Genomic DNA, 11,877 nt, shown 5'->3' with positions numbered 1-11,877 from the left:
TCAAAGTGGGCGCAGATGTTACCCAACCACATCAGCGCTGGCAAGCCGAAATCAGACAGAAACTTCAGCAACCAGTTTTGCCAGCTCTTCGGCGTAGCCACGAACGACAGTTTCGTCCTCGCCTTCGACCATTACTCGCACCAACGGCTCCGTTCCGGACTTGCGCAACAACACCCGACCACGCCCCGCCATCGCGGCGGTAACACGCTCGCAGGCTTCCTTGACGGACGCATGCTCCACGGGATTGACGCCGCCCGCGAAACGCACATTGATCAGGACTTGAGGGCACTTGCGCAATGCCTGACGCGCCTGAGCCAGTCCCTGATCGTGATCTTTCAAGGCCATCAACACTTGCAGCGCGGCAATGATCGCATCACCGGTGGTGGTGTGATTGAAGCAAACGATATGCCCCGAATTTTCGCCACCGACCTTCCAGTCACGCTCCAGCAACTCGGCAATCACGTAGCGATCGCCCACGTTGGCTCGCACAAAAGGAATTTTCAGCTCTTCGAGCGCCAGTTCCAGGCCCAGGTTGCTCATCAGGGTACCCACTACGCCGCCCTGCAAACGGCCACGTTCGTGCAAATCACGAGCGATGATGAACAGCAACTCGTCACCATCGACAATCGCGCCGGTGTGATCAACCATCAAAACCCGATCACCATCGCCATCGAAGGCGATACCCAGATCGGCCTGCTCAGCCAAAACGGCGGCTTGCAGTTGCCCCATGTGGGTCGAACCACAATTGTCATTGATGTTCAGGCCATTGGGCTGCGCAGAAAGCACGACAACGTCGGCACCGAGCTCGCGAAAGACGCTGGGGGCGACCTTGTAGACGGCGCCATGGGCGCAGTCGATAACGATTTTCAAACCGGCAAAGCTGGTGCCGGTGGGCACGCTGCTCTTACAGAATTCGATGTAGCGACCCGACGCATCGTTGATCCGCGATACCTTGCCGATCTTGCTCGACTCAACCACCGTCATCGGCGTATCCAACAGCTCTTCGATCATCAACTCGATCTCGTCCGGCAGCTTGGTGCCCTGGCCGGAAAAGAACTTGATGCCATTGTCGTCATGGGGATTATGCGAAGCACTAATAACAATGCCCGCCTCCGCATGAAAGGTACGCGTCAAATAGGCGATGGCGGGTGTAGGCATCGGCCCCAGCAACATCACATCTGCGCCTGCGGACGTCAGACCCGCCTCCAGTGCCGACTCAAACATGTAGCCGGAGATACGCGTGTCCTTGCCGACCAGCACCTTGCAGGCACCCATCTTGCGAAACGCCATGCCAGCAGCCCAGCCGAGCTTGAGCATGAAGTCAGGAGTGATTGGGTATGTACCGACCCGACCGCGAATGCCGTCGGTGCCAAAATATTTCTTAGTCATAAGTGCTCCATCATTCTTATTCGGCTGATTCTACTGCTGCGATCATCCGTACCACGTCCACTGTTTCGGCCACGTCATGCACCCGCAGAATGCGCGCACCCTTGGTCAACGCCAGCGCGGCGAGTGCCAGGCCGCCATGCAACCGCTCGCCAACAGGGCGATTGAGCGCATGGCCGATCATGCTTTTGCGCGATACCCCGACCAGCAGCGGACGACCAAGCTGATGCAGGTCTTCCATATGCTTGAACAGGCTCAAGTTGTGTTGCAGGGTTTTCGCGAAGCCAAACCCCGGATCGAGGATTATCCGCTCCGCAGGAATACCCACGACAGCACACTGCGCAACGCGCTCAGCGAGAAACTCGCCAACCTCGCGCGTTACATCAGCATAGTGGGGATTGTCCTGCATATCTCCCGGCTCGCCGAGCATGTGCATCAGGCACACCGGCAGGCCAGTGGCCGCTGCAGCATCCAGGGCGCCGTCGCGGCGCAGGGAGCGCACGTCATTGATCAAACCCGCACCGAGCCGCGCCGTTTCGCGCATGACCGCCGGAGTGGAGGTATCGACCGAAATAATCACATCAAGTTCACGATGGATCCGCTCGACGATGGGCGCAACGCGCTCCAGCTCCTCCAGCGGCGAGACCGCGCGAGCACCTGGCCGGGTCGATTCGCCCCCCACATCAATCAGGGTAGCGCCAGCAGACACCATCGCCTCGGCGTGCTTCAAAGCTGCATCGAGCTGACTGAAACGACCACCATCGGAGAAGGAATCGGGAGTGACATTGAGAATACCCATGACATGTGCATGGGCCAAATCAAGAACCCGGTTGCCGCAAGGCAACCGGGTCGAGGACTGAACAGAGTTCATTTCAAGCCTTAAACGTCGGCAGCCGGGCCACCGATAGGGGTTTGCGGACGCTCATCCTGTACCACTGGCGGAGTACCGGAAGTACCCGTGCCGCCCGACCAGTCACGCGGCTCGCGTGGCGGACGACCTGCCATGATGTCTTCGATTTGCTCGGCATCGATGGTTTCGTATTTCATCAGCGCATCAGCCATTGCATCCAGCTTGTCGCGATTATCCGTCAGGATCTGCTTGGCCGTGCCATAGCACTGGTCAATGATGCTGCGCACTTCGGAGTCGATCAGCTTGGCCGTTTCGCCGGAGAAGCTGGCGTGTTGACCACCGCCGCCACGACCCAGGAACACCTCGCCCTCCTCCTCGGCGTACATCAGCGGTCCGAGTTTTTCCGAAAGACCCCACTTGGTCACCATATTCCGCGCAATCTGGCTGGCGCGCATGATGTCGTTCGAAGCACCGGTAGTGACGCCATCGAAGCCCAGGGTCATCTCTTCGGCAATTCGGCCGCCGTACAGCGAGCAGATCTGGCTGATCAGTGCACGCTTGGAAAGGCTGTAGCGATCTTCCTCAGGCAGGAACATCGTCACACCCAGCGCACGGCCACGCGGAATGATCGACACCTTGTAGACCGGGTCGTGCTCAGGCACCACTCGACCAACGATCGCGTGACCCGCTTCGTGATAGGCAGTGTTCTGTTTTTCTTTCTCGGACATGACCATGGATTTGCGCTCGGCGCCCATCATGATCTTGTCCTTGGCCAGTTCGAATTCCTTCATCTCGACAATGCGCTTGCCGGCACGGGCAGCGAACAGCGACGCTTCGTTGACCAGGTTGGCCAGGTCGGCACCGGAGAAACCAGGCGTACCACGAGCGATCACGGCCGGAGCCACGTCGTCACCCATTGGCACTTTGCGCATGTGAACCTTGAGGATTTGTTCGCGACCACGAATATCCGGCAGGCCTACGACCACCTGACGGTCGAAACGACCAGGACGCAGCAGCGCAGGGTCCAGAACGTCCGGACGGTTGGTCGCGGCGATGACGATGATGCCGTCATTCATTTCGAAACCATCCATCTCTACCAGCAACTGGTTGAGGGTCTGTTCACGCTCGTCGTGACCACCGCCCATGCCAGCACCACGGTGACGACCGACGGCATCGATCTCATCGATGAAGATGATGCAAGGAGCGTGTTTTTTCGCCTGCTCGAACATGTCACGAACACGGCTGGCACCGACACCGACGAACATTTCGACGAAGTCGGAACCGGAGATGGTGAAGAAAGGCACTTTGGCCTCGCCGGCAATCGCCTTGGCCAACAGGGTTTTACCAGTACCTGGCGGGCCGACCATAAGCACACCACGAGGAATGCGACCACCCAGGCGCTGGAACTTGCCCGGATCGCGCAGGAACTCGACCAGTTCACCGACTTCTTCCTTGGCTTCGTCGCAACCAGCAACGTCAGCCAAGGTGGTTTTCACCTGATCTTCGGAAAGCAGGCGTGCCTTGCTCTTGCCAAAGCTCATCGGCCCGCCCTTGCCCCCTGCGCCGCCCTGCATCTGGCGCATGAAGAACATGAACACGGCGATGATCACCAGGATCGGGAAACTGGCTACCAGCAATTGAGTCCAGATGCTTTGCTGCTCAGGTTGCTTGCCTTCGACGACAACGTGGTTATCCACGAGATCACCGATCAGGCCGTTGTCCTGGATCGCCGGACGAATGGTCTTGAAGCTGTCGCCATCCGTGCGCTTGCCTGTAATGACGTAGCCATCAACCGCTACGCGCTCGACCTTGCCATCCTTGACTTGCTGGATGAAGTCGGAGTAGTTGAGGGTCTGCGGCTCGTTAGGGCTGGAGAAGTTGTTCATCACTGTCACGAGGACAGCTGCGATGATCAACCACAGGATAAGATTCTTTGCCATATCGTTCAATTAACTACCCTCTGAAGCAAGCTCCGCAACTGGCGCGCGCTTCGCATGATATTCACCGGCCTAACTTACTACATTACGTACAGCTCTGGCAGGCGCCGTCTGTAACCCTTTGTGAAACTCTTCCTACACAATATTCGCTTATGCACACGAGGCGAAATACGAAAATCCTATCGCCCCGCCAAAAAAACTCGCTTTACTCGCCTGCGCCGCGAAAGCCCCAGGCCAGCATGTATTGCTCACGGGAACTGCCACGGGAAGAGTCCGGCTTGATCATTTGGATCTTGTCGAACTTCTTGCGGGCATCCTTCAGGTAAACGTCGAACCCCTCACCCTGAAAAATCTTGATCACAAAATTGCCGCCCGGCTTGAGGATTCGCTCCGCCAGATCAAGCGCCAGCTCACAAAGAAACATGGCTTTGGGCATATCCACTTCAGGCGTACCACTCATATTGGGGGCCATATCGGAAATCACAAGGTCCACTTGCGAATTACCGACGGCTTCCAGGATGCGCGCAAGTACTGCGTCCTCGGTGAAGTCCCCCTGAATGAAGGTGACGTCCGGGATGCTGTCCATTTCCAGGATGTCCGAAGCGATCAAACGGCCCTGACCGCCGATCAGCCGACTGGTGACCTGCGACCAGCCACCAGGAGCAGCACCCAGGTCGACAACACTCATCCCCGGACGGATCAGTTTGTATTTCTCCTGGACTTCAAGAAGCTTGTAGCTCGCACGCGAGCGGTAACCATCCTTCTGTGCCTGCTTCACATAGGGATCATTGACATGTCTTTTCAGCCAACCAAGGCTGGTCTTGGAACGCGCCACTGGGCACCTCGATGATTAGGGTCGTGATTAGTTGGGCGGATCAACGAGCCCTCGGGTAAAATGGCCGCCATTTTACAGAATCCAGACGAAAGGGTCAGATTATGCCGCTCACTCCAGAGCAGAAGAAACAGTACAAATCCATTGGCCACCATCTGAAACCAGTTCTGATTGTGGCAGACAACGGTTTGACTGAAGGTGTATTAGCCGAACTTGAACGCGCCTTGGCGGATCACGAGCTGATCAAAATCAAGCTCAACATCCTCGACCGCGAATCGCGCCTGGCCACCATTGCAGAACTGTGCAAGGTCGGCAAAGCGGACCTGGTCCAGGTCATCGGCAAGATGGCGCTGATTTATCGCAAGAACTTCAGCGTAAACAAGCAACTGTCGAACGTCCACCGCTTCAAGTAATGAAACGGGTCAAGGGTGTGCTTCGCGCACCCTGCCACCCCATCCCGGGACCGGCTGCAATACCAGCAGCAAACCGGAAAAACCCAGCACCAGATAGCTGAACAGTGCCCACTGCTGCGCCTCGGGCCACTGGATACGCACCACGAAATACATCGTGCTTGCGTACAGCGCCATCAACAGCAGTTGCCCGCGAATATCGCGCCATAGACTGACAAGGCCCTTGGCCTGAACCAGCACCAAGACCTGAGAAATCACGCACGCCGCTGAAAATCCAACCAGCAGCGCACTCAGCATGCTTGAGATTTCGTCGATCAGCAGCGGCGCCAGGCCAATTCGACCCAGCACCGGCAGCAGACCGATATGCAACAGCCACAGGCCACCGACCCACAACATCTGGGCCAGTTGCCAAAGCATCGCGCCCGCACGAAGCGAGCGCCAGCCTTCAGATATGGCGGACTTCAACAATCTCGTACTCGATAACGCCACTTGGCGTTTTCACCGCAACCACATCACCCTCTTCCTTGCCGATCAAAGCACGGGCCAGGGGGGAGCCGACGGAAATCTTGCCGAGTTTGAAGTCAGCTTCATCCTCACCCACGATGTGGTAAGTGACGCTTTCATCAGTCTCGACGTTGGCGATTTCGACGGTGGTGCCGAAGATCACTTTGCCGGTGTGAGGAATGGTCGTGACGTCGATGATGACCTGATTCTGAATCCGGCCTTCAATGTCACGAATCCGCGCCTCGACCATACCCTGCTGCTCGCGAGCAGCGTGGTATTCGGCGTTTTCCTTCAAGTCGCCCAACTCGCGGGCCGTTCCGATGTCCTGGCTCAGCTTCGGACGAACGACCTTGGTCAGATGGGCGTGCTCCTCTTCCAGGGCTTTGGCGCCCTGGACGGTCATTGGGTATTTGATCATGCCTTCAATCCTGCATGCAGATCCTGCAAGCGACGCACGGTCTTCTCGGGACCGAACTTCAGTGCTTCGCAGATCGCTTCGCCAGCAGCAATGGTGGTGGTGCAGTAGATCTTATGCTGCAAGGCGTTGCGACGAATGGAATAGGAGTCAGCGATCGACTGACGGCCTTCGGTGGTGTTGATGATCAGGGTGACTTCGTCATTCTTGATCATGTCGACCACGTGCGGACGACCTTCGGTCACCTTGTTCACACGACGTACTTTCAGGCCGGCAGCTTCGATCAGCCTGGCAGTACCCGCGGTCGCAACCACTTCGAAGCCGAGGCTGATCAGGTCACGCGCAACACCGGCAACCAGCGGCTTGTCATCATCGCGAACGCTGATAAACGCAGTACCGCCGGTCGGCAGCACTTCGCTGGCGCCCATCTGGGCCTTGGCAAATGCTTCACCGAAGGTGTCGCCCACGCCCATCACTTCACCGGTCGACTTCATCTCTGGGCCGAGGATCGGGTCAACGCCAGGGAATTTGGCGAACGGGAACACCGCCTCTTTCACGCTGTAGAAGTTCGGGATGATTTCCTCGGTGAAGCCGATTTCCTTCAAGGTCTTACCGGCCATGACGCGAGCCGCGATCATTGCCAGGGAAACACCGATGCACTTGGACACGAACGGCACAGTACGGGAAGCGCGCGGATTGACTTCGATGACATAGATGTCGTCGCCTTGCAGCGCCAACTGCACGTTCATCAGGCCGACAACACCCAGTTCCAGGGCCATTTTCTTGACCTGTTCACGCATCTCGTCCTGGATGTGCGCCGGCAGCGAGTACGGCGGCAGCGAGCATGCGGAGTCACCGGAGTGAACACCGGCCTGCTCGATGTGCTGCATGATCGCGCCGATCACAACATCTTTGCCGTCGCAGACCGCATCGACGTCCATTTCGATGGCGCAGTTGAGGAAGTGGTCCAGCAGCACCGGGCTGTCGTTGGACACTTGCACTGCTTCACGCAGATAGCGCTTGAGCTCTTCCTCTTCGTAAACGATTTCCATCGCACGGCCGCCCAGTACATAGGACGGACGGACCACCAGCGGGTAACCGATCTTGCTGGCGGCACGAATCGCTTCGTCTTCGCTGCGCACGGTGGCGTTTGGCGGCTGACGCAAGTTCAGGCGCTGAACCATCTGCTGGAAGCGCTCACGGTCTTCGGCACGGTCGATCGCGTCAGGGCTGGTACCGATGATCGGCACGCCAGCGGCTTCCAGGGCACGCGCCAGTTTCAGCGGGGTCTGGCCGCCGTACTGGACGATCACGCCTTTCGGCTTCTCGACGCGAACGATTTCCAGCACGTCTTCCAGGGTCACTGGTTCGAAGTACAGGCGATCGGAGGTGTCGTAGTCGGTGGAGACGGTTTCCGGGTTGCAGTTGACCATGATGGTCTCGTAACCGTCATCGCGCAGCGCCAGTGCCGCGTGCACGCAGCAGTAGTCGAACTCGATACCCTGGCCGATACGGTTAGGACCGCCACCCAGGATCATGATCTTGTCGCGACCCGAAGGCGCTGCTTCGCACTCTTCCTCGTAGGTCGAGTACAGGTAGGCGGTGTCGGTGGCGAACTCGGCCGCGCAGGTGTCGACGCGCTTGTAGACCGGGAAGATTTCCAGCTTGTGACGGTGAGCACGCAGGCTCTTCTCGGTTACACCCAGCAACTTGGCCAGACGCATGTCGGAGAAGCCTTTGCGCTTGAGACGGAACATCAGGTCGCGGTCGATTGCCGACAGACCCAGGGTCTTGACCTTCTCTTCTTCCTTGATCAGGTCTTCGATCTGCACCAGGAACCAAGGGTCGATCATGTTCATGCCGAAGATCTGCTCGACCGTCATGCCGGCACGGAAGGCATCCGCCACGTACCAGATACGCTCGGCGCCCGGCACGGTCAGTTCGCGCTTGAGCACGCTCATGCTTTCCGGGTTTTTCAGATCGAGCTTCTCATCCAGGCCGCAAACACCCACTTCCAGGCCACGCAGGGCTTTCTGCAGGGATTCCTGGAAGGTCCGGCCGATGGCCATGACTTCGCCCACCGACTTCATCTGGGTGGTCAGGCGCGCATCAGCCTTGGCGAATTTCTCGAAGGCGAAACGTGGCAGCTTGGTCACGACGTAGTCGATCGACGGCTCGAAGGACGCCGGGGTCTTGCCGCCGGTGATGTCGTTCGACAGCTCATCAAGGGTATAACCCACGGCCAGCTTGGCCGCGACCTTGGCGATCGGGAAGCCGGTGGCTTTCGAAGCCAGGGCCGAGGAACGCGATACACGCGGGTTCATCTCGATCACGACCATGCGGCCGGTGTCCGGGCAGATACCGAACTGCACGTTGGAACCGCCAGTCTCAACGCCGATCTCGCGCAATACCGCCAACGAGGCGTTACGCAGGATCTGGTATTCCTTGTCGGTCAGGGTCTGTGCCGGAGCCACGGTGATCGAGTCACCGGTGTGCACGCCCATCGGGTCGAAGTTTTCGATCGAGCAGACGATGATGCAGTTGTCCTTTTTGTCGCGGACAACTTCCATCTCATATTCTTTCCAGCCGATCAGCGATTCGTCGATCAGCAGCTCTTTGGTCGGCGACAGGTCGAGGCCGCGGGAGCAGATTTCTTCGAATTCTTCACGGTTGTAGGCGATACCACCACCGGTGCCGCCCATGGTAAAGGACGGACGGATGATGCACGGGAAGCCCAGGGTCTCGAGGACCGCATTGGCTTCTTCCATGCTGTGGGCGATACCGGAACGCGGGCACGCCAGGCCGATGGATTTCATCGCCTTGTCGAAACGCGAACGGTCTTCAGCCTTGTCGATGGTGTCGGCATTGGCACCGATCATCTCTACGCCGAACTTCTCCAGGACGCCTTCGCGCTCCAGGTCCAGGGCGCAGTTCAGAGCGGTCTGACCACCCATGGTCGGCAGCAGTGCGTCCGGACGCTCTTTCTCGATGATCTTGGCAACGGTCTGCCATTTGATCGGTTCGATGTAGGTGGCGTCGGCCATGGCCGGGTCGGTCATGATGGTGGCCGGGTTGGAGTTCACCAGGATGACGCGGTAACCCTCTTCGCGCAGGGCTTTGCAAGCCTGGGCGCCGGAGTAGTCGAATTCGCAGGCCTGGCCGATCACGATCGGGCCAGCGCCGAGAATCAGGATGCTTTTAATGTCTGTACGTTTTGGCATGGGTTTGTCACTCAAATCCGCAGGTCAGTCGGCAAGCCGTCTTGTTCAATCTTTGACTTGAGGGGGCCGCCGTTGTCGGGACCGCCCTCAAGCTTCATTCCATCAAGGCCAGCGATCAGCGTCGCTTGGCCATCTCGTTGATGAAGCGATCGAACAGCGGCGCCACGTCGTTCGGGCCAGGGCTGGCTTCAGGGTGACCCTGGAAGCTGAAGGCGCTCTTGTCGGTACGCTCGATACCTTGCAGGGTGCCGTCGAACAGCGATTTGTGGATCGCTCGCACGTTGGCCGGCAGGGTTTCTTCATCCACGGCGAAACCGTGGTTCTGGCTGGTGATCATCACCACACCGGAATCCAGGTCCTGCACCGGGTGGTTGGCACCGTGGTGGCCGTGGCCCATTTTCAGGGTCTTGGCGCCGGACGCCAGGGCCAGCAATTGGTGACCCAGGCAGATGCCGAATACCGGAATCTCGGTCTCGAGCACTTCCTTGATCGCCTGGATCGCGTAGTCGCAAGGCTCAGGGTCACCCGGGCCGTTGGACAGGAACACGCCATCCGGATTAAGGGCCAGCACGTCGGCAGCAGGGGTTTGCGCCGGCACCACAGTCACGCGGCAGCCGCGCTCGACCAGCATGCGCAGGATGTTGACCTTGACGCCGTAGTCGTAGGCCACGACGTGGTACGGCAGTTCGCTGGCATCGATGGTCGCGTGGCTGTCGGTCTTCAGATCCCAGACAGTCGAGCGCCATTCGTATTGCTCTTTGGTGCTGACGACTTTCGCCAGGTCCATGCCCTTCAAGCCAGGGAAGCCACGGGCCGCTGCAATCGCCGCTTCTTCGGAAATGTTGTCACCGGCCATGATGCAGCCGTTCTGCGCGCCTTTCTCACGCAGGATGCGCGTCAGACGGCGGGTGTCGATACCGGCGATAGCCACCACGTTGTTGGCTTTCAGGTAGTCGGACAGGGACATCGTGTTACGCCAGTTGCTCGCAACCAGTGGCAAGTCACGAATGACCAGGCCGGCAGACCATACACGGTTGGACTCGGCGTCTTCCGGCGTGGTGCCGGTGTTGCCGATGTGCGGGTAAGTCAGGGTAACGATTTGCTGGGCGTAGGAAGGATCGGTAAGGATTTCCTGATAGCCGGTCATGGCGGTGTTGAACACCACCTCTCCAACGGTCTGGCCGTCGGCTCCAATGGCTTCGCCACGAAAAATGCTGCCATCAGCAAGGGCGAGTATGGCTGGCTTAGTCAAGAAGACCTCCCGTAAATAAAGCCTGAAGGGGCGATCGCAGGTTGTAAAAAAGCGGAGTGACGTATGGACACGTCACCCCGCTTTTTTCACTGAATTATTCTGCGCGCTTTTAGTGGACACACTAAAGCTGTAGCTTACAGAAAAAGGGCTTTTCGGTCTACCGCCAATGAGCCTGAAAGGCCTGAGAATGCGACAGGTCGTCGCTTGGCGAAGTAAAACCGGGCCCGAACCTGCAGTTCAAGCCCGATTTCGGGCGCATCTTAACGCAATTCGAGCACGTCTTGCATGTCATACAGGCCTGGTTCGCGCGCATCCAGCCACAGGGCTGCACGCACTGCACCCTTGGCGAAGGTCATGCGACTCGACGCTTTGTGCGTCACTTCCAGGCGCTCGCCCTCACAGGCGAACAGCACCGTATGATCGCCCACCACATCACCACCGCGAACCGTGGCAAAGCCGATGGTTTGGCGATCACGTGCACCGGTGTGCCCTTCGCGACCATAGACCGCGACCTCTTGCAGATCACGACCCAGGGCATCGGCAATCACCTCACCCATGCGCAACGCGGTACCCGACGGCGCATCGATCTTGTGCCGGTGATGAGCCTCGATGATTTCCACATCAGCCTCATCCCCCAGAACCCGCGCCGCCATGTCGAGCAGCTTCAGCGACAGGTTGACGCCGACACTGAAGTTGGCCGCGAAGACGATCGGGATGTCCTTGCCAGCCTCTGCCAGCAACTGCTTCTGCGCCACGTCCAGCCCAGTAGTGCCGATGACCATGGCCTTGCCCGCCTTGCGGCAGAACGCGAGGTTCTTCAGCATGACTTCCGGCAGGGTGAAATCGATCAACACATCGAATTCGTCCGCCACCGCCTCCAGGTTACCCACCAGCGGCACCCCGATGCGGCCCAGCGATGCCAGCTCACCGGCATCGACGCCAATCAAGGTGCTGCCGGGGCGCACGATGGCCGCAGTCAGGCCGGTCAGCGGCGCGCGCTGCTGCACCGCCTCCACCAGAATCTTGCCCATGCGCCCGGCGGCGCCCATCACAGCTATACGTCGCATACC

Annotated in this window: 10 protein-coding genes; 1 reads left to right on the top strand and 9 read right to left on the bottom strand. The window is 58.8% G+C overall.

What is annotated here, in order from left to right; translation table 11 throughout:
* Positions 1–51 precede the first annotated feature (51 nt).
* The 4 genes from glmM to rlmE all read right to left on the bottom strand — a co-directional run bounded on the left by glmM (position 52) and on the right by rlmE (position 5,008).
* Entirely contained in the window at positions 52–1,389 is a 1,338-nt protein-coding gene (gene glmM, locus KW062_RS04440; RefSeq protein ID WP_027619352.1) for a phosphoglucosamine mutase, read from the bottom strand.
* A gap of 16 nt (positions 1,390–1,405) precedes the next feature.
* A complete protein-coding gene (gene folP / locus KW062_RS04435) occupies positions 1,406–2,257 on the bottom strand; it encodes a dihydropteroate synthase (RefSeq protein WP_027619351.1) in 852 nt (283 codons plus the stop codon).
* 8 nt (positions 2,258–2,265) lie between these two features.
* Positions 2,266–4,176 carry an ATP-dependent zinc metalloprotease FtsH gene (gene ftsH, locus KW062_RS04430; protein ID WP_033866247.1) on the bottom strand — a complete coding sequence of 637 codons (1,911 nt, stop codon included), beginning with the start codon at positions 4,174–4,176 and terminating at the stop codon, positions 2,266–2,268.
* Positions 4,177–4,378: 202 nt separating this feature from the next.
* Positions 4,379–5,008, bottom strand: coding sequence for a 23S rRNA (uridine(2552)-2'-O)-methyltransferase RlmE (gene rlmE / locus KW062_RS04425; RefSeq protein ID WP_027619349.1), 630 nt, complete (start codon positions 5,006–5,008; stop codon positions 4,379–4,381).
* A gap of 101 nt (positions 5,009–5,109) precedes the next feature.
* On the opposite strand from rlmE, the gene KW062_RS04420 reads away from it, so the two are divergent.
* Positions 5,110–5,418, top strand: a complete 309-nt coding sequence (locus KW062_RS04420; protein ID WP_027619348.1) for a YhbY family RNA-binding protein — start codon at positions 5,110–5,112, stop codon at positions 5,416–5,418.
* Positions 5,419–5,427: 9 nt separating this feature from the next.
* Here KW062_RS04420 and KW062_RS04415 read toward each other — a convergent pair whose 3' ends face one another.
* The 5 genes from KW062_RS04415 to dapB all read right to left on the bottom strand — a co-directional run bounded on the left by KW062_RS04415 (position 5,428) and on the right by dapB (position 11,874).
* Positions 5,428–5,832 (bottom strand): hypothetical protein, encoded by a 405-nt coding sequence (locus KW062_RS04415; RefSeq protein ID WP_027619347.1) that lies wholly within the window; start codon positions 5,830–5,832, stop codon positions 5,428–5,430.
* Positions 5,833–5,860: 28 nt separating this feature from the next.
* The gene (gene greA, locus KW062_RS04410) at positions 5,861–6,337 is read right to left on the bottom strand and encodes a transcription elongation factor GreA (protein ID WP_003221530.1); all 477 of its coding nucleotides are present in this window, start codon (positions 6,335–6,337) and stop codon (positions 5,861–5,863) included.
* Positions 6,334–9,555, bottom strand: a complete 3,222-nt coding sequence (gene carB / locus KW062_RS04405) for a carbamoyl-phosphate synthase large subunit (protein WP_105754838.1) — start codon at positions 9,553–9,555, stop codon at positions 6,334–6,336. The genes greA and carB overlap by 4 nt, the downstream gene beginning before the upstream one ends.
* A gap of 115 nt (positions 9,556–9,670) precedes the next feature.
* On the bottom strand, positions 9,671–10,807 hold the full coding sequence (gene carA / locus KW062_RS04400; protein WP_027619345.1) for a glutamine-hydrolyzing carbamoyl-phosphate synthase small subunit: 1,137 nt from the start codon (positions 10,805–10,807) through the stop codon (positions 9,671–9,673).
* Positions 10,808–11,067: 260 nt separating this feature from the next.
* Positions 11,068–11,874 carry a 4-hydroxy-tetrahydrodipicolinate reductase gene (gene dapB / locus KW062_RS04395; RefSeq protein ID WP_027619344.1) on the bottom strand — a complete coding sequence of 269 codons (807 nt, stop codon included), beginning with the start codon at positions 11,872–11,874 and terminating at the stop codon, positions 11,068–11,070.
* Between the last annotated feature and the right edge of the window lie 3 nt (positions 11,875–11,877).

The organism is Pseudomonas fluorescens, from assembly GCF_019212185.1.
In the GTDB taxonomy this organism is placed as follows: domain Bacteria; phylum Pseudomonadota; class Gammaproteobacteria; order Pseudomonadales; family Pseudomonadaceae; genus Aquipseudomonas.
Note: the sequence above shows the minus strand (reverse complement) of the source record. Positions and strands in the feature narration are given on the sequence as shown.

Excerpts from the sequence above, each read along its gene's own strand:
- glmM (WP_027619352.1), bottom strand. The coding sequence starts at position 1,389 with ATGACTAAGAAATATTTTGGCACCGACGGCATTCGCGGTCGGGTCGGT.
- folP (WP_027619351.1), bottom strand. The coding sequence starts at position 2,257 with ATGAACTCTGTTCAGTCCTCGACCCGGTTGCCTTGCGGCAACCGGGTT.
- ftsH (WP_033866247.1), bottom strand. The coding sequence starts at position 4,176 with ATGGCAAAGAATCTTATCCTGTGGTTGATCATCGCAGCTGTCCTCGTG.
- KW062_RS04420 (WP_027619348.1), top strand. The coding sequence starts at position 5,110 with ATGCCGCTCACTCCAGAGCAGAAGAAACAGTACAAATCCATTGGCCAC.
- KW062_RS04415 (WP_027619347.1), bottom strand. The coding sequence starts at position 5,832 with ATGCTTTGGCAACTGGCCCAGATGTTGTGGGTCGGTGGCCTGTGGCTG.
- greA (WP_003221530.1), bottom strand. The coding sequence starts at position 6,337 with ATGATCAAATACCCAATGACCGTCCAGGGCGCCAAAGCCCTGGAAGAG.
- carB (WP_105754838.1), bottom strand. The coding sequence starts at position 9,555 with ATGCCAAAACGTACAGACATTAAAAGCATCCTGATTCTCGGCGCTGGC.
- dapB (WP_027619344.1), bottom strand. The coding sequence starts at position 11,874 with ATGCGACGTATAGCTGTGATGGGCGCCGCCGGGCGCATGGGCAAGATT.